Source organism: Muriicola soli (genome assembly GCF_004139715.1).
Classification (GTDB): Bacteria; Bacteroidota; Bacteroidia; order Flavobacteriales; family Flavobacteriaceae; genus Muriicola; species Muriicola soli.
Map to the genome: position 1 here is coordinate 1,487,625 of NZ_CP035544.1, position 18,066 is coordinate 1,505,690.

An 18,066-nucleotide genomic window follows, 5' to 3' on the forward strand; every position below is an offset into this window, starting at 1 on the left:
GAAGTTACTTCTTGGGCATGTCCGAAATCATGTACAGAGCAAGAAACAGGATACTTAATCGTACTGAGCCCTGAAATCACTGGGGGTTTGTCCGGTGAACTTTTTGAAGGCGGTGTAGAAGGTCGACTTTGAATTAAAGCCGCATTCCAAACCAATGGCTACGATAGTGTATGGCTGAAAAGTAGAATCGGATAAGAGTTTTTTCGACTGCTCAATCCTGTACCCATTGATGTAGTCTGAAAAATGCTGACCGCTGTAGACGTTAATCAACTTCGACAAGTGACCTGGACTTATAGCAAGTTCGGCGGCTAACTTTTCCAAACTCAGCAGAGGGTCGAGGTACTTTTGATGCGTTAGAATGAGTTCCTCCAATTCGCTAAAGCTTTTATTGTGTTTTTCATTTACAAAATCCGACTTCTGATCATTCCCCCTTTTTGTTAATTCCTTGGTCAACAATTGCTGGGGGAAAGATTTACGAAGTAAAATTCTGTCCTGAATGATCGTATACCTGAACAGGCCCTGGTATCCGATCCAGTAAAGTATAAAAGAGGTTGCTAGACGCAGAGGGTAGTAGGCAGTCTCATTTCCGGTACTGTTAAATACAACCATGGCAATAATCCACAAAAGGAAAACCGCACTACCCAGTATGAGAAAGGCTTTTATCCATTTAATGTCATCAAAACTCAATATCTCGGAATAGAGCGAAGTTTTTTTAAAAACCAGGATGATCGCCTTACTAAAAATAATCAGGGAAAAGATCGCATTAATCACCTCCTCCATGGCAGTATAGCCTTCAATAACAGAAACATCTTTTGAAGGTTCTAAATAATAGACATAAGCAATTAGTATTGTTCTGATGACTAGTTCAGCAAGCAATATCCATAAAGCCAGATTGATAAACGATTTGAGCTTTTCATCCACCTTCAGATAGTACAAGAGAAAGGAGTAAAAGCAAGGTAAGATCAGCAGGTACCAGGGAACCAGCATGTGTTTTAAATAAAAAAGCCCTGTTGAATATCCGCTATCTATAAGCCAGGCCTGAAGGTTATTAAGTGAAATAAATAAAACGGTAAGGATAAGGAATAATATGGCCGGACCTATTTTCTTTTTTAATAGGAAGGTAACACCAAAGAAAATAAAACCCTGAATGGCCCCGGCAATAAGCAAGAAGTTAATAATGGCAATCCAGTTCATCAAGGGTCAGGTTGGTCGATTATAAAGATATAAAAGAATCTTTCCCCTGAGTAATATAGCGGGCTGCATTTGCTTCGCTCAGGGAACCCTATATTTTTCTTCTCTTTCTTTCTTTTTTCAGCAACTCCAGTTCCCGGTTGGTCTGCCCTGCCACAGAGGTGTTTTCTTCCGCTCTTCTTATTAAATAAGGCATGACATCTCTTACAGGACCAAAAGGAAGGTACTTGGCCACATTATAGCCTTCTGCCGCCATATTAAAAGTGATATGGTCACTCATGCCGTACAATTGCCCGAACCAAACCCTGGGATCGTCCTTTTTAATTTGGTGCTTTTCCATGAGCTGCATCAACAGATAGGTGCTTTTTTCATTATGAGTTCCCGCAAAGAGGGAAATAGAGTCCAGATGTTCCAGAATAAAAGAAATGGTCTTGTTGAAATTTTCGTCCGTTTCTTCCTTAGTCGAGCAAATTGGAGTTTTATAGCCCTTTTCTTCAGCCCTTTCATTCTCTTTCTCCATGTACGCGCCCCTGACTGCCTTAACGCCCACTTTAAAGCCTTCACTTTCCGCCCTTGTCATCAGGCCTTTCAGATAATCGAGTCGGTCCCAGCGGTACAACTGTATTGTGTTGAGTATTATCGCTTTTTTCTTATTGTATTTCTTCATCATTTTCTCTACCAGCTCGTCAGCAGCGTCCTGCATCCAACTTTCTTCGGCATCGATAAGCAAGCAGACATCCAGATCGTAGGCTTTTTTACAAGTGGCGTCGAATCGCCTAACCACCCTGCCCCATTCTTCCTCTTCTAGCTTCGTTAGCTTTTTACCCGCACTGATTTTCTCAAAGAGATAAAAACGGCCATATCCTGTTGGTTTAAAGACAGCAAAAGGAATAGCATCCTTAGCCTTTACAAAATCAAGGATATTCAGGGTTACTTCCAGGGCGTCGTCCAGCGGATCTTCTGAGTCCTTCCCTTCAACCGAGTAATCCAGCACAGAACACACCCCCGCTTCCCATAGCTTGTCTACTGTAGGCATACAATCCTTTTCGTTGACTCCCCCGCAAAAGTGATCAAAAACCGTAGCCCTGATGAGTCCTTCCACCGGCAGATGAGACTTGATGGCGAAATTGGTCACTGCTGTGCCTATACGTACCAGAGGCTGATTGGCGATGAGCTTAAAAAGAAAGTACGCCCTTTCCAGTTCAGCATCAGTTTTTAAAGCAAAGGCAGTTTGGGTGTTTTCAAAAAGTTGTGGCATTTAAGTACATTTATCAATGCATCAAATATAATCACTGAAATTATATCCATATGCTAAAAAATTGGCTTTAATTTGTGTGTCTTTATACTACATTAATCCCTTTTATTTATGGAATCGATACTGACCGAAACCTATTCCATTTATTTTAATGAAGCGGCCTATATGGCCCTTAATGAGCACCTTAATAAAGAAAGGTATTCTAAGATCTTTATCCTGGTTGACGAAAATACGCATCGGGATTGCCTCCCCATTTTTCTTTCTTCCCTGGAAACAAACTCAGATGTGGAAATTATTGAAATGGAAGCGGGTGAAACGAATAAGACCGTAGAAACCTGCATTCAAATCTGGCATGCACTTTCAGAACTGGGTGGTGACAGGAGAAGCCTTATGATCAATTTAGGAGGGGGTGTAGTTACAGACCTGGGGGGCTTTGTAGCCTCTACCTTTAAGCGCGGGATCGATTTTATCAATGTACCTACCAGCCTTCTTGCCATGGTAGACGCATCCATTGGAGGAAAGACGGGTGTGGATCTAGGCGTTTTAAAAAATCAGGTGGGGGTGATCAACCAGCCACGAATGGTGTTGGTTATGGTCAGCTTTTTAAGCACCCTGGACAAGCGGCAGATGAGTAGTGGTTTTGCCGAAATGCTGAAACATGGCCTGATCACCAGTGAGGCGTATTGGAGTCAGCTCAAGGAAACCCGGCTGCAAGATCCTATGGATGGTTATATCTACCAGTCGATCCGGATTAAAAATGAGATTGTACTACAGGATCCAAGAGAAAACAATCTTCGGAAGATTCTCAATTTTGGTCATACTTTGGGCCATGCCATTGAATCCCATTTCTTGCAAAAAGGCGAAAAGCATGCCCTGCTGCACGGAGAAGCCATCGCTATCGGCATGATTCTGGAGGCCTATCTGTCTAGCAAACTCAGCGGGATGGGAACTCATCAGTTGGAGGATATCAAGCACACCCTTCTGGAACGTTACAAAAAAGTAAAGCTTAGTGAAGAAGATAAAAAAGGAATCCTTTCCCTATTGATTTTTGATAAGAAGAATACGCACGGACTGGTCAATTTTGTTTTGCTGAAACGCATTGGTGATTCGGTAATTGATCAACGTGTCCCGGAACATCTTTTTATGGAAGCCTTTGCATACTACGAGGAATAGGCCTTTCGCATACTAAAAATCGGCTTTTACAACTCTTTCCCTTTTCGACGATAAAAATATTCTAGCTTAGGTTTGACTAAAGCGCTTTTCTTTAAAGCATTAATAACCAACCTATGAAACGAATATTGATCGACCACAAGAAATTAAACCAAACCCTGGCTATTCTATTGGTAGAAACCTATCCGGATGGCTATGGGGACGATGATATCATCGCCTTTAAAACCCCTAAAGGAGAGTATATTGAAGCCGTGGAACTCCGAACAGAAGAAGCGCTTTACCTGGTAAAAATAAGTCAAAGCCTGTCGCATTTTATCGCCAATTTTGAGGAGAACGGGGAGATAGAAATGGAAGAGCGTGCCAAACCGATTACGGAAGAGCCTGAACTGGAACTGAATATGGAGACGGAGTTTGAGGAGGAAGAGTTCGATTAATCCTTCAGATAACGCTCCCGGAGAATGTTGCGATGATGTTTCTGGTGACCGCAAATAATAAAGCCGAGGGCGGCCACACTCATATTAGAATTACTCGCTACCCCTTTACGCTTAAGAATTCCTTCTTCAAATGACTCGTATAAAGTGATCGTAGACTGCCTGATCGCCTTATACTCTTCAATAATAGATTCAATATTTCTGTTACTAGCCCCTGATTGCGGGACATATAAGTCCTGATCAAAACCCGGAAGAGGAGTTTTGTCCTTCCTCGCAAATCTCAATGCCCTGTATTGGAAAACCCTTTCCGTATCGAGTACATGTAACAATACTTCCGCAACGGTCCATTTTCCTTCTGCGTATTGATAGTTGAGTTTGTCTTCAGGGATGCTTGCCAAAAACTGTGGATAATTCTTTATTTGCCTTTTCAGCGTTTCCATTAAATCAACTTCCCCAAGGGCTTCAACATAAGTCTTGTAAAAAGGATTGTATTCGTGGTCCTTAAGTTCAGATGTCTTCATATTACGGCTAAAAAGTAAGCTGGTATTCCTTTATTCGAGGATTAGAGCTCATTAAAAATAGTATGCATCAACCTTTTTTTGTCGTTGATACTCTCTTCAAGGGAAATCATTGTTTCTGTACGGCTGATTCCTTCGATGTCATCGATCTTAAAGATGATATTCTTCGCGTGGTTGGTATCCTTTGCACGGATTTTACAAAAAATGTTGAATTTGCCTGTGGTGATATGTGCAACAGTTACATTGGGAATTTGATTTAAACGCTCCATCACAAATTTGGTCTGATGTGTCTTTTCCAGAAAGATCCCAACATAAGCGATAAAGGCGTAGCCCAGTTTTACATAATCCAGAGTTAAGGAAGACCCCTGTATGATACCTGCTTCTTCCATCTTTTTTACTCTTACATGCACTGTTCCTGCAGAGATGAGAAGCTTTTTGGCTATATCCGTAAAGGGAGTCCTGGTATTGTCAATGAGCATATCCAGGATCTGGTGATCAATTTCGTCTAATTTAACTTTTCCCATAATAAGAATATTTTCGGCTAAAATAATCAATTATGAAAATATATGTAATAAATATGCGCTTTTTTTGAAATATACGCAATATCAGACCTTTTTTTAACGCTTATGCGTTTAAGAATAAATGTGTGATCTCCTGGTTTTTTCGCAGTCGCTCCAAATCGTTTACATCTGAACAATCAAAAGTCTTATGGCCAAAAAACCCGGCTAAATCTCCCTGCTTTTCTATATAGGGCCTGAACCGGATGCCGGCAGAAGTCAATACTTCCTGAAACAGGATTCCGGCGGAATAGGAAGGTTGTTTTTCACTCACCAGTTCATGAGCATTGTGAATTAATACATCGAAAAAGAGTTTTTCATTTTCCGGCATATCAAAATAATCACTTTCTGTTTCAGCCTGATATTCATTAAAGGCAATAGAACTTACAGCTGTCCAAAGCGCTTGAAATACATACTTCCGCGTCTGCTCCCGTTGGTAGTCGCCCTGATGGTGACCCGCCTCAACTAATACGGTTGGTGTCCCCCTCATCTGGAAAGCGTCACCAACACAATTTGGATTAAAAGCATCGTCATAACGTCCCAGCTGTTGCGGAATCTGCTTTTGCAACTCCTTATTCATTGTCGATATAAGCTTCATTGCTGCGAGTCGACTCGGAGTAACGTCCCTGGCAGAGTTGGCAGAAGGTGAAAGGAATGAAAGGGTAGCCGGATTGGGAAATGGTCCTGCACTGTATATGGTTCGCTGGTCATGGAGGTTAAAACAGAAATCAGGGGAACACGCTTCGTATTCCTGCCTTAAGATTTGACTTTCGGCCTGGGACAGATTTTCAGCATCCCGGTTCAGATCTACTTTATTGGCATTTTCCCTAGTATAGGCTAAAGCTCCATCAGGATTAAGCATCGGGATGATTACCAGAGTAATTCGGTCTAAAATTTCCTCAGATCTGTCGAACTCCAGAAAAAAAGCGTTCAGCATGTCGAGCACCGCCTTCGTTGTAGTAGATTCATTTCCGTGCATCTGTGACCACATCAGTATTTTTATTGCGCCTTTTCCCAAGGTCACTTTTTCGATAGGGATATGTTGAACAGAAGAACCGACCTCTGCGATAGAGAACCGACTTTTGAATTTATTAAACAGGGGAAGAAGGTGATCGCGATGCAGGTAACGACCGCTCACAGAATCTACCTTAATATCCTTATAGGCACTCTTAAAATTCACTGTACACTTTCTCTGGGTTGCCACAAAAGTAAGTCCAATTTTATTTACAATTGTCATAAGAATAGTTACATTTGTAAACAGATTATAAGCGGATTTTCAGGTTTTTTATATACATCTGTAAACAAATCTTAACAAAAATATAAAAATAATATTATAATACTACATATCAGTATTTTATATTACTTTATATGATCTAATAGTTTATAGTATTTGAATTGTTTTCTTTTATATTTTAAGAAATTTTAAGCACGGGAGGGTATTAGAAGTATACAATGGTAAACACGGAGGGATTTATCGCAAGACTCGAGAAGGTGCTCGACTTTTACAGTCTGTCGGCAGCCGCATTTGCCGATAAGATTGGGGTGCAACGATCCAGTATTTCTCATCTTTTGACGGGGAGAAATAAGCCGAGTCTTGAATTCGTCATGAAGGTGGTTCAGTCCTACCCCGAGGTAAATCTTTATTGGCTGCTCAACGGAAAGGGAAATTTTCCTGCTAAAGTGAAAACAGAAAATCTTACTGTATCACAAGCCGATGAGAACCCACCAACCTCTTCTGCGAAAAAAGAAATAAAAAAAATTCTGGTACTCTACGAGGACGGCAGCTTTGAAGCCTTTGAACAATTTCCTGAAATCTGACCAATACTTCAACTCGCCAAATTCATCCAAATGGTGATTATTCGTTATTTTTGTGGGCATGAAAAACACAAGGTATTTATTGTTGCTCATACTCATAGCCTGTTCGGCTTGTTATAATCCTCCACGAGATTGTACAGCATATAAGGAAGGTACCTTCCGCTTTACCGCCATCATCGACGGGGAAGAAAAAACTACGACCTTTGAGAGGTCAAAAGATCAGGAAATTGATTACTTTGAGGGCAAAGCAGACACATCCTCCATTCGGTGGATCAATGACTGCGAATACATCGTAAAGAAAATTAGGCCAAGGGATGCCGCTGAGGAAAAATCGATCCACATGAAAATCCTGACAACAACTGACAGTTCCTATACCTTTGAATACGGCCTGGTAGGCAGCGCTAATAAGTCGAAAGGAATTGCCTACAAAGTAAACTGAACATGTTCGACATTCTCACTAGTCCGGATGCCTGGGTTGCCTTACTCACCCTGACCTTCCTTGAGATCATCCTCGGAATTGACAATATTGTTTTTATTTCTATCGCCGCCAATAAACTCCCCGAACAAGAACAGAAAAAAGCTACGTTCTGGGGCCTGGTCCTGGCCATGGTTCAGCGAATTCTCCTGCTTTTTGCCGTTTCCCTGCTCATTGGCCTAAAAAAACCTTTTTACTATGTTGAAAGCTCGTGGTTTACAGCAGGTATAAGCGGGCAGGCGCTTATTTTGTTGTTGGGCGGACTCTTTCTGCTCTATAAAAGTACTTCTGAAATTCACGAAAAAGTTGAATTACCTGAGCATGATGAGGAAGAACTCAAATCGAAAAATCTCGTTACGCTGCCCAAAGCATTATTTCAAATCCTGATCATCGATTTTATCTTTTCCATAGACTCTATCCTGACGGCGGTGGGAATGACGAACGGAATTGGTGACCATCCCAACGACGCCTTAATCCTGATGATTATTGCCGTTGTCATTTCCATTATTATTATGATTGTTTTTGCCAACGCAATACGGGTTTTTATCAACAAGCATCCCTCTATGCAGCTGCTTGCACTTTCTTTCCTCATTCTGATTGGTTTTATGCTGATCGCGGAAGCCGCACACCTGAGTCACGCCAGTTTCTTTGGTTCTGAAGTTGGAACGATCCCAAAAGGTTACCTTTACTTCGCCATCTCTTTCTCCCTGCTGGTGGAATTCCTGAATATGAAATACAGAAAAAAGGAGGAGATCATAGATGATATGGAAGAAGAGGAAGAATCAGCCAAATAAGGTATTACGGGAATCTTTATTTAAGGTTGTGCCCGTCTAGAAAATCAAAACAATTTAGTTTGACTCTCATCGTCCTTTGAGCCTTTTTTGCCTTTTGATTTTTGTTCAGGAGTTTTTTTCTGATCCGCCTCCACATTTTCTTCATCTACAACTTCGATATCCACGGCCTCGTGCTTCTCAGGTTCATCGTAAGGTAAAGGCTGTTTGGAATTAATTTCCAGGACTTTCTCTTTAGTTAGCTGGTTGCCCATAGCAGTGATGCCTTTGAGCCCGATAAACTCCTCTAAATTGATCTCTAAATTATCTTTGCGGTCCTGCCCTCTTTTCTTGGCAAAGACCACCTCGGCCACCGGCCGGTAGTCTGTAAATACTTTTTCGAGATAAGATTTCGGATGTGCTGTAATAATGACCTCTTCTTTGTCCGGATTTTCGATCAGAAATCGTTTTACGTAGAACAATTCTTTCTCTCCTTCCCAATAAATGGCCGTTAGAGGCTTGTTAGGCACCCATTTCTCCAAAACAATCATGTCATCATCAAACCTCATGATCAGATCCGGTATTGCGGTCTTTACGACCCCCTTTTGACTGATCATCAACAAGCGATCTTCACTGGTGAATTCACCTAACAACTCGCCCCTACCATCAACGTTGAGTCGCTGTATCGTATCGTCGAACCAAATTTTTCTGGGCTTGAGTGTAGAGAGGCCTTTTTCCTTGAGTTCTATCCTTTTAACTGAGTATTTGGTGACAATATTTCCTTTAGAACCCCTTCCCTTGATCAGCACGTCTGCAAAATCGAGCTCCCACTTCAGTTTTTTAATATTCCCCGCCTGCCGTAAAATTACAGTAACCACCTCTGCTTCCCCATTTGGATTAGCGGAGAAATAGAGGACATCAGACTGAGCTTTCCCGGAAGTAAGATCGTACATCTTATCTCTGGTTACGGCCGTTACGTTAAAACGCTTTACATAGCTCGCACCTCCTCTGCCATCTTTGTAAATCATGTTATAAGTGGTTCGCTTATCTTTTTTCTTGAAGACAGCGACATGAATGATGTTCTTTTCAACAAAAGTCTTGCTGTCTACCTTAGTGATCATCATGTGGCCGCTTTTCGTAAAGACAATGATGTCATCGATATCACTGCAGTCGGTAACATATTCATCCCTTTTGAGTGAAGTCCCGATAAACCCTTCCTCCCGGTTTACGTAGAGCTTTGTATTTCTTATTACAACCTTGGTAGCTTCAATTTCGTCAAAGATGCGGATCTCCGACTTGCGCTCCCGTTCTTTCCCGTATTTGCTTTTCAGCTCTTTAAAATAATCGATGGCATAATCCACCAGGTTGGCCAGATTATTCTTAATCTGGGCGATCTTATCCTCAAGACTGTCAATTAATTGCTGGGCCTTATCTATATCAAACTTAGAGATCCTTTTAATCCTGATCTCAGTAAGCCTTACAATATCCTCTTGGGTTACCGCCCTTTTTAAATTGGCTGTATGGGGCTTAAGGCCTTTGTCGATCGCACTAATAACCCCTTCCCAGGTCTCCTCTTCCTCTATATCTCGGTAAATGCGGTTTTCAATAAAGATGCGTTCCAGGGAGGCAAAATGCCACTGCTCTTCCAGTTCCCCCAATTGTATTTCCAGTTCTGCCTTAAGGAGCTCAACTGTATGCTCGGTGGATCGCTCCAACATTTCCTGTACGCCAATAAACAAGGGCTTATTGTCTTCTATAATACAGCCCAAAGGAGATATGGAGCTCTCACAGGCTGTAAATGCGTAAAGGGCATCGATGGTTTTGTCAGGAGAAATCCCCCCGGGCAAGTGGATCAATATTTCAACGTCGGCTGCGGTGTTGTCTTCAATCTTTTTGATCTTGATCTTCCCTTTGTCATTGGCCTTAAGGATAGAATCAATTAAAGAGGAAGTATTGGTTCCATAAGGAATCTCATTGATTACCAAAGTATTCTTATCCAACTGAGAAATCCTGGCCCTGATACGAATCTTACCGCCACGCATCCCATCGCTGTAATTGGTAACATCTATGATCCCGGCAGTGGGAAAATCAGGATATAATTTAAATCGCTGTCCTTTCAAATGTTTTATGGAGGCGTCTATAAGTTCGTTGAAGTTGTGGGGTAATATCTTTGTCGATAGTCCAACTGCAATACCTTCAGCTCCCTGAGCAAGAAGTAGGGGAAATTTTACGGGCAGATTTACCGGCTCCTTTTTTCTGCCGTCATAAGAAGCCTGCCACTCTGTAATCTTAGGACTGAAAACTACGTCAAGGGCAAATTTGGAAAGACGCGCCTCGATATAACGAGATGCGGCAGCTCCGTCTCCGGTAAGAATGTTTCCCCAGTTGCCCTGGGTATCGATTAGCAGATCTTTTTGCCCAATTTGAACCATGGCATCAGCAATACTTGCATCCCCATGAGGGTGATACTGCATGGTATGGCCCACTACATTAGCTACTTTGTTGTAACGCCCGTCATCCAACTCTTTTAAGGCGTGCATGATCCTGCGTTGCACAGGCTTAAATCCGTCTTCGATTGCCGGGACTGCCCGTTCCAGAATTACATAAGAAGCGTAATCCAGAAACCAGTCCTTGTACATGCCTGTGACCCTGGTAAGCGCCTCCTGTTGTCCTTCCTGGCTCTCCTCTGTCCCTAATTGCCCATCTTCATGTTCCTCCATATAGAAAGACTCCTATTTACTTGATAATTAATTACTCTTGATCAATAAGATCAACTTCTACTTTAAGATTGTTTATAATGAACTGTTGACGATTGGGTGTGTTTTTTCCCATATAAAACTGCAATAATTCCTCAATGGAAAGTGCCTTATCCAGCATTACAGGCTCCAGACGGATATCATCGCCTATAAAATGTTTGAATTCATCAGGAGAAATTTCCCCAAGACCCTTGAAACGGGTAATCTCAGGTTTACCACTTAGCTTTTCGATAGCTGCTCTTTTCTCGTCCTGACTGTAGCAATAGATAGTCTCCTTTTTATTCCGAACCCTGAATAATGGCGTTTGCAAGATGTACAAATGGTTTTCTTTGATCAATTCGGGAAAGAATTGCAGAAAGAAAGTAATCAGTAAAAGCCTGATGTGCATCCCGTCTACATCCGCATCCGTAGCGATGACTATATTGTTGTACCGAAGATCCTCCATGGATTCTTCGATGTTCAGTGCAGCTTGAAGAAGATTAAATTCCTCATTCTCGTACACGATTTTTTTAGACATGCCGTAGGAGTTCAGAGGCTTACCTCTGAGACTGAAAACCGCCTGGGTGTTAACGTCCCTGGATTTTGTAATAGAACCCGATGCAGAATCTCCCTCAGTGATAAACAGAGTGCTCTCGAGCCGCCTTTCACTTTTCATATCTGCCAAATGGATACGACAATCGCGTAATTTCTTATTGTGAAGACTGGCTTTCTTTGCCCTCTCCCTGGCGAGCTTGCGGATTCCCGAAAGTTCTTTGCGTTCCTTTTCGGCCGTCATGATCTTGCGTTGGATCTTTTCTGCCGTCTCGGGATTCTTGTGAAGATAGTTGTCTAACTGCTTGCCAATAAAATCGTTGATATAGGTGCGGACTGTGGGTAGCTCACCACCCATATCAGTTGACCCGAGTTTGGTTTTGGTCTGACTCTCAAAAACAGGCTCCATAACCTTAATCGAAATCGCTGAAATAATACTCTTTCTTATATCTGAAGCATCGTAATTCTTGCCGTAAAAGTCGCGTATCGTTTTTACCAGGGCCTCGCGAAAAGCCGACTGGTGTGTTCCGCCCTGAGTGGTATGCTGCCCGTTCACAAATGAATGGTATTCCTCACTGTACTGGGTCTTGCTATGTGTTATGGCCACTTCAATGTCTTCTCCTTTCAAATGAATAATAGGATATAAGAGATCTTCAGGACTGTTGTTATCCTCCAATAGGTCTTTCAGTCCGTTCTCTGAGAAGAATTTTTCTCCATTGAAGACGATAGTCAGGCCGGGATTGAGATATACGTAATTTCTGAGCATGCGTTCTACATACTCATTTCGGTATTTGTACTTTTTAAAGATGTTCTCATCGGGGGTGAAAACCACCTTGGTCCCCCTTCTGCGCGAGGTTTCTTCCAGGAATTCCTCAGTGACAAGATTACCGTATTCAAAGTCGGCAGATTTCGACTTCCCATCTCTGGTCGATTCGACCCTAAAAAAGGAAGAAAGGGCATTTACGGCCTTTGTTCCAACTCCGTTGAGTCCGACCGACTTCTTAAACGCACGAGTGTCATACTTGCCGCCCGTATTCATTTTAGAAACCACATCAACCACTTTTCCCAGGGGTATCCCCCTTCCAAAATCACGAACGATGACACGGTCACCGGGAATAGAGATCTCTATGGTCTTACCGGCGCCCATCACAAATTCGTCAATGCAATTATCTATAACTTCTTTGAGGAGGATATAAATGCCGTCATCGGCCGAGGAGCCGTCGCCCAATTTCCCTATATACATCCCAGGGCGCAAACGTATGTGCTCCTTCCAGTCGAGAGACCTGATATTCTCTTCAGTATATTGGGTTTGTGCCATTTATTTGGGGTATTCCTTGCTAATATAAAATTTCGGGGCAGAAATCAAAATGCACCAAAAAGAAAGTAATTAACAATACCGGAGGCATATTTGTTAATAGCCCCACACTTACTGCATGCCAGCTAGCGGGCTGGAATAACTATTCTAGACATTAAATCGAAAATGCATCACATCTCCGTCCTTAACCACATATTCTTTTCCTTCCACCCGCATTTTTCCGGCTTCCTTCACCTTGATTTCACTCCCAAAGGTAACATAATCGTTATAGGAAATTACCTCAGCCCTGATAAATCCTTTTTCAAAATCGGTGTGGATTACTCCGGCAGCCTGAGGTGCAGTGGCACCTACAGGTATAGTCCAGGCCCTTACCTCTTTCTCCCCGGCGGTGAAATAGGTGTGGAGATTCAGAAGCGTATATGCCGCCCTGATAAGCTTTGAGGACCCGGGCTCATCGAGGCCTAAGTCTTCTAAAAACAGTTGGCGTTCTTCATAGGTTTCCAACTCTGAAATATCAGCTTCAGTACCTACCGCCAAAACAAGGATCTCAGCATTTTCAGCGGCTGTGGCCTTTTTTACCTGCTCAACATAGGCATTGCCTGAAACGGCTGCCGACTCGTCTACATTACACACATAAAGCACGGGCTTGTCTGTGATCAATTGCAGGGGGGAAATAAACTCTTTTTTATCTTCTTTACCAATTTCTATTGCCCTCACAGATATACCGGCTTCCAGATTTTCCTTGACCTTTAATAGAACAGCTTCTTCTTTGATGGCTTCTTTGTTTCCTGTTTTTGCTGCCCGTTTTACCTTGTCTAATTTCTTTTCCACGCTTTCCAGGTCTTTTAGCTGTAGTTCCATATCTATAGTTTCCTTATCGCGTATGGGGTCTACAGAGCCGTCCACATGTACTACATTGTCATCGTCAAAGCACCGAAGCACGTGCAGAATTGCATCAGTTTCCCGAATATTGCCCAGAAATTGATTTCCCAATCCTTCACCCTTACTGGCTCCTTTAACGAGTCCGGCTATATCCACAATGTCAACAGTAGCAGGAATTACTCTTTCGGGATTGACCAATTCTTCGAGCTTTTCCAGGCGTTGATCGGGTACGTTTACGACTCCTATGTTAGGCTCGATGGTACAAAATGGAAAATTGGCGCTCTGGGCTTTCGCATTGGACAAACAATTAAATAAGGTCGATTTACCTACATTGGGTAGTCCTACTATACCTGCTTTCATGCTATTGTATCTGTTTTACGGGCTGCAAATATACTTTTTACTAGTATATTTAGAACACTAAAAGTCTACGGAAATAAAGATGTCAAACACAATACGCCTCCAGGGGTTTTTATTCGACGAAAAATCGTCCTTTCTAAGAGGGGCTGCTAAGGCACCACCGGAAATTAGGGCAGCTTATCACAGTTCATCGGCAAATTATTTTTCAGAAAACGGCAAAGAAGTACAGCCCGGGATTTTTGAGGACAAGGGCGATTATAAAATTGATGAATACTTTGATATAGAAAGTATTACTGCTGCCAATATCAATGATAACCAAAGGGTAATAAGTCTGGGAGGGGATCATTCCATCAGTTATCCTGTGATTAAAGCTGTTCATCAACAATTCGGGCCGATGGAGATCCTGCATATAGACGCCCATGGCGATCTGTACGATAATTTTGATGGAGACCCCTACTCCCATGCATGCCCTTTTGCAAGAGTGATGGAAGACAAACTGGCCAGCAGGCTGGTACAAATTGGTGTTCGGACTTTAAATACGCATCAGCGGGAGCAGGCAGAGAAATTTGGTGTGCAGATCATCGAAATGAAGGACTTTAAAGTGGACGCCATACCTGCATTTACCAAGCCTCTATATCTCTCTGTGGATATTGATGCGCTTGATCCGGGCTGCGCCCCGGGTGTTTCACACCAGGAACCGGGAGGTTTAACCACCCGGGAATTACTTCATATCATTCAATCTATAAAAGGGCCAATTATTGCGGCTGATATCGTTGAATACAATCCCGATCGGGATCAGAATAAAATGACCGCCATGGTTTGTGCAAAGATTTTTAGGGAAATACTTTCAAAAATGACAACGGATCTCCCATAATGGAATAAATCAAAGTATTTTTGGATCTTCATTAAAAATTAATCCTGAGGTATCATTTTCGCTTTGCCAGTAACAATTTTATCTGCAGGTCGTCTTATCAATCAAATCAGCATCTTTTGAATCCATTACGTTTCCTCCCCTTTTTTATATTTCTTTTTTTATGTCTCTCAGCCAGTGCCCAGAGTTTGAGGGGTACCATTTTGGACAAAGACACCGGTGAAGCTATTCCCTATGCCACGGTACAAATTGGATTGGGCAAAGGAACCATTGCAAATGAAGAAGGTGTTTTTGGACTAAACCTCAATTATACAGCGACAGACAGCCTGCTTATCTCATCCATGGGGTACAAACAAAAGAGAATTTTGGCAAGTTCCTTAACTGATGGTGTGATCATCTACATGGTACCCTCAACCATTGAACTCAGCGAAGTGCTGCTGAGAAACCGAATGCCAACGGCTGAGGAGATCATCAGGGAAGTGCGGGCTGCATTGCCCACAAACTATGCAGCCGAGGAGCAAAAGTATCAGATGTTCTACCGTGCAACGAATTACATGAATTTCAACGACCTGGAAGTTGAAATTAAAAAAGCAACAGCAATACCCAAATCGCAGGTAGCCAAGGCGAGTAAACAACTCGATTCACTGGCGAAGGCCATCATGGCCAGCCGATTGATCGAATTTCAGGATTACAGCGGCTCCATTCTTTTAAAGGACAAAGACTCCAGCAAAATTGTCATCGACAGGGCTACCAAATTAATTGACAGCAGAAAGGATTTCTCCCTGGACAACGTCCAGGAAAAAGCTCAGAATATCATCCTTCAGTATTTAGATACTACCCTGACATATAAGTTAAAAACAGGGCTATTTAAAATTGAAGACTCGCTTAATTTTGATCAGGACGACTTTGATAATGACAAAAAACTGGTTTTTGGCAACAAGGAAGTGAAGTCATCGCTGCTGAGAACACTCAAAACATCTCAGTGGTTTGAATTCTCTTTTCTGGACAAAATATTGAATACCGATTCTTATCGATTTTCTCTTGACGGGGCTTCGTATTTCCAGGACAATCCCATCTATGTGGTCTCCTTTCGTCCCCGCAGGTCGAAATCAAAGTTTAGCGGAAAATTGTACATCTCTTCCTATGATTTTGCCGTCTTAAAGGCTGATTATGCCTTTAGCGAAGGTAAAGAAGGAAAAAAATTCAACATGAAGCTTCTGTTAGGGGTTAAGTTTGTGGAAAATAAAAATGAGGGCACCATTTTGTACAAACAGAACCCTGGTGGTACATACCATCCCTATTACATCAAGAGGGATTTTGGAAATTATGTTTATCTGAGCAGGCCGCTAAAATTTATAGAAAACAGCGAAGAACGCGAAAAAGTTATTTTCGATTTTACTTTTGAAGGAGAGGGCCGGGAAAAAAAGGAATTGCTGATCCTTTCGAGCGGCCCCCTGGATATGATGGAATTTACAAAGCTCGAAGAACCTAAGACAATACCCTATACACTCCTGGAACAGTATGAAGCGTCTGTGTGGGAGAACAGCCAGATCATTGAACCTCTGGAGGAAATGAAGAATTTTAAAGTAAGTAATTAGAAGGTCTAACCGTCAGGATGCATAAAGCTCTGCTTGGAAAGCAGTGTTTCCTCGCTCTCTACGTGGTCTTCATCCGGAACACAACAATCAACAGGACAAACAGCTGCACATTGCGGTTCTTCGTGAAAGCCCATACATTCTGTACATTTATCGGGAGCGATATAATATATCTCATCGCTCACAGGCTCCTGTACTTCATCGGCATTGACCTTTTTTCCGTCAGGCAGGACAACATCCCCTGTCAATGAAGTTCCGTCACTATAGCGCCATTCTTCCGCTCCTTCGTAAATAGCTGTATTAGGGCACTCTGGTTCACAGGCACCGCAATTGATACACTCGTCGGTAATAATAATGGCCATATTTCTCTTTTTCTTTTAGCAATTTACAGGACCTACGCCTGATAAAAACTTAGGTACAACTTCCCTCTCAGTTTTATACTTTTGCGGCAAAGGTACACTTGAAACCTATTTTGTACAAATATATGGCGACACTGGAAGAAAGATTTAAAGCATTTGTTAAACTTGGTGAATTTCTCAGGAATTTCAGGCCGGCTGAAAATACAGGGAACGAAGCATACGAGGAGTTAAAGCAAGTGCTCCGGCAAGCAAGACTAAAAAATGGCTGGTTTAGCGAGGATAATTTGCATCATGCAATTGCCGCCTGGGGAGATTTACTCACTCCGGAAAATCTCAATACCTGGATTTCTTCATACCCGGTGCAAGATGAGGCTTCAGGGGAGATTGCTATTATCATGGCAGGGAATATTCCGCTGGTAGGCTTTCACGATCTGCTTTCCGTTTTGATTACAGGACATACGGCAAAGGTGAAATTGTCGTCAAATGACAAGGACCTCCTTCCCTTCTTAATGCGAAAACTCACAGAGTTTGAACCTCGATTGGAGGGTCAGGTACAGTTTGTGGAAGGCATCCTAAAAGACTTTGACGCCGTAATTGCCACTGGCAGCGACAATACCTCCCGTTATTTCGAATACTACTTCGGACATAAACCCCATATTATCCGAAAGAATCGCAATAGTGTTGCCGTCCTACAGGGGAATGAAACTCAGCAGACCCTTAGCGCCCTGGGAGAAGATATCTTCCATTACTTTGGGCTGGGATGCAGGAGTGTTAGCAAATTATTTGTTCCTGAATCTTACGATTTTAAGAAATTCTTTCAGGCCATCGAACCCTATAAAAAGCTGATAGACCATCATAAATACCACAATAATTACGATTACAACAAGGCGGTTTATCTGATGAGTGAATTCCCCTTCCTGGATAATGGATTCCTTTTACTAAAACCCGATGAAAACTACGCCTCCCCCATTGGAACCCTGTTTTACGAAACCTATGACTCCAAAACTCAAATAAAGGACAAACTCACTGCAGATCAGAATAAGATTCAATGTGTGGTTGCGGAGGGCATCAGTCCCGTAGAAGTAGCGTTTGGCCAGACTCAAAAACCTTCGCTGACAGACTATGCAGATGGGGTGGATACTGTTGAATTCCTGTTAAAAACATGATGTAATTAATCGGGATTTACGCCTCCTATCTCGTCTTAATTTTCGACCTTTA

The 18,066-nt window shown here is 42.3% G+C and carries 17 protein-coding genes; 8 read left to right on the forward strand and 9 right to left on the reverse strand.

Going from position 1 to position 18,066, the window contains the following annotated elements; genetic code table 11:
- Positions 1 to 54 precede the first annotated feature (54 nt).
- Both EQY75_RS06670 and EQY75_RS06675 read right to left on the reverse strand, forming a co-directional pair.
- Positions 55 to 1,194, reverse strand: a complete 1,140-nt coding sequence (locus EQY75_RS06670) for a helix-turn-helix domain-containing protein (RefSeq protein WP_129604092.1) — start codon at positions 1,192 to 1,194, stop codon at positions 55 to 57.
- 88 nt (positions 1,195 to 1,282) lie between these two features.
- Positions 1,283 to 2,449, reverse strand: coding sequence for a proline dehydrogenase family protein (locus EQY75_RS06675; protein ID WP_129604095.1), 1,167 nt, complete (start codon positions 2,447 to 2,449; stop codon positions 1,283 to 1,285).
- Positions 2,450 to 2,557: 108 nt separating this feature from the next.
- On the opposite strand from EQY75_RS06675, the gene aroB reads away from it, so the two are divergent.
- Together aroB and EQY75_RS06685 are read left to right on the forward strand one after the other, a co-directional pair.
- Positions 2,558 to 3,619, forward strand: a complete 1,062-nt coding sequence (gene aroB, locus EQY75_RS06680; protein ID WP_129604098.1) for a 3-dehydroquinate synthase — start codon at positions 2,558 to 2,560, stop codon at positions 3,617 to 3,619.
- 113 nt (positions 3,620 to 3,732) lie between these two features.
- Positions 3,733 to 4,050, forward strand: a complete 318-nt coding sequence (locus EQY75_RS06685; protein ID WP_129604101.1) for a hypothetical protein — start codon at positions 3,733 to 3,735, stop codon at positions 4,048 to 4,050.
- Here EQY75_RS06685 and EQY75_RS06690 read toward each other — a convergent pair.
- The 3 genes from EQY75_RS06690 to EQY75_RS06700 all read right to left on the reverse strand — a co-directional run bounded on the left by EQY75_RS06690 (position 4,047) and on the right by EQY75_RS06700 (position 6,359).
- Positions 4,047 to 4,568 carry a DinB family protein gene (locus EQY75_RS06690; protein ID WP_129604104.1) on the reverse strand — a complete coding sequence of 174 codons (522 nt, stop codon included), beginning with the start codon at positions 4,566 to 4,568 and terminating at the stop codon, positions 4,047 to 4,049. The genes EQY75_RS06685 and EQY75_RS06690 overlap by 4 nt on opposite strands.
- A gap of 41 nt (positions 4,569 to 4,609) precedes the next feature.
- Positions 4,610 to 5,089, reverse strand: a complete 480-nt coding sequence (locus EQY75_RS06695) for an Lrp/AsnC family transcriptional regulator (protein ID WP_129604106.1) — start codon at positions 5,087 to 5,089, stop codon at positions 4,610 to 4,612.
- Positions 5,090 to 5,189: 100 nt separating this feature from the next.
- Positions 5,190 to 6,359: a M14 family metallopeptidase gene (locus EQY75_RS06700; protein ID WP_246020077.1), complete on the reverse strand. Its 1,170-nt coding sequence runs from the start codon at positions 6,357 to 6,359 to the stop codon at positions 5,190 to 5,192.
- A gap of 215 nt (positions 6,360 to 6,574) precedes the next feature.
- Here EQY75_RS06700 and EQY75_RS06705 point away from each other — a divergent pair, with 215 nt between their 5' ends.
- From EQY75_RS06705 to EQY75_RS06715, 3 genes are read left to right on the forward strand one after another with little or no spacing between them, the layout of a single operon-like run.
- The gene (locus tag EQY75_RS06705) at positions 6,575 to 6,940 is read left to right on the forward strand and encodes a helix-turn-helix transcriptional regulator (protein WP_129604111.1); all 366 of its coding nucleotides are present in this window, start codon (positions 6,575 to 6,577) and stop codon (positions 6,938 to 6,940) included.
- A gap of 58 nt (positions 6,941 to 6,998) precedes the next feature.
- Positions 6,999 to 7,376, forward strand: coding sequence for a DNA topoisomerase IV (locus EQY75_RS06710; protein WP_129604112.1), 378 nt, complete (start codon positions 6,999 to 7,001; stop codon positions 7,374 to 7,376).
- A gap of 2 nt (positions 7,377 to 7,378) precedes the next feature.
- On the forward strand, positions 7,379 to 8,206 hold the full coding sequence (locus EQY75_RS06715; RefSeq protein WP_129604114.1) for a TerC family protein: 828 nt from the start codon (positions 7,379 to 7,381) through the stop codon (positions 8,204 to 8,206).
- Between the two features lie 44 nt (positions 8,207 to 8,250).
- Here EQY75_RS06715 and EQY75_RS06720 read toward each other — a convergent pair whose 3' ends face one another.
- From EQY75_RS06720 to ychF, 3 genes are all read right to left on the reverse strand, one after another.
- Positions 8,251 to 10,902, reverse strand: coding sequence for a DNA gyrase/topoisomerase IV subunit A (locus EQY75_RS06720; RefSeq protein ID WP_129604115.1), 2,652 nt, complete (start codon positions 10,900 to 10,902; stop codon positions 8,251 to 8,253).
- A gap of 31 nt (positions 10,903 to 10,933) precedes the next feature.
- Positions 10,934 to 12,787, reverse strand: a complete 1,854-nt coding sequence (locus EQY75_RS06725) for a DNA topoisomerase IV subunit B (RefSeq protein WP_129604118.1) — start codon at positions 12,785 to 12,787, stop codon at positions 10,934 to 10,936.
- Positions 12,788 to 12,931: 144 nt separating this feature from the next.
- The gene (gene ychF, locus EQY75_RS06730; RefSeq protein ID WP_129604121.1) at positions 12,932 to 14,026 is read right to left on the reverse strand and encodes a redox-regulated ATPase YchF; all 1,095 of its coding nucleotides are present in this window, start codon (positions 14,024 to 14,026) and stop codon (positions 12,932 to 12,934) included.
- 79 nt (positions 14,027 to 14,105) lie between these two features.
- Between ychF and speB the strand changes: the two genes are divergently transcribed.
- Together speB and EQY75_RS06740 are read left to right on the forward strand one after the other, a co-directional pair.
- A complete protein-coding gene (speB, locus tag EQY75_RS06735; protein ID WP_129604123.1) occupies positions 14,106 to 14,897 on the forward strand; it encodes an agmatinase in 792 nt (263 codons plus the stop codon).
- Between the two features lie 116 nt (positions 14,898 to 15,013).
- The gene (locus EQY75_RS06740) at positions 15,014 to 16,492 is read left to right on the forward strand and encodes a carboxypeptidase-like regulatory domain-containing protein (RefSeq protein WP_165200557.1); all 1,479 of its coding nucleotides are present in this window, start codon (positions 15,014 to 15,016) and stop codon (positions 16,490 to 16,492) included.
- 5 nt (positions 16,493 to 16,497) lie between these two features.
- Here the strand turns inward: EQY75_RS06740 and EQY75_RS06745 are convergent, their stop codons facing one another.
- Positions 16,498 to 16,851: a 4Fe-4S dicluster domain-containing protein gene (locus tag EQY75_RS06745; protein ID WP_129604128.1), complete on the reverse strand. Its 354-nt coding sequence runs from the start codon at positions 16,849 to 16,851 to the stop codon at positions 16,498 to 16,500.
- Between the two features lie 122 nt (positions 16,852 to 16,973).
- Here EQY75_RS06745 and EQY75_RS06750 point away from each other — a divergent pair, with 122 nt between their 5' ends.
- The gene (locus EQY75_RS06750; protein ID WP_129604131.1) at positions 16,974 to 18,014 is read left to right on the forward strand and encodes an acyl-CoA reductase; all 1,041 of its coding nucleotides are present in this window, start codon (positions 16,974 to 16,976) and stop codon (positions 18,012 to 18,014) included.
- The last annotated feature ends 52 nt before the right edge of the window (positions 18,015 to 18,066 follow it).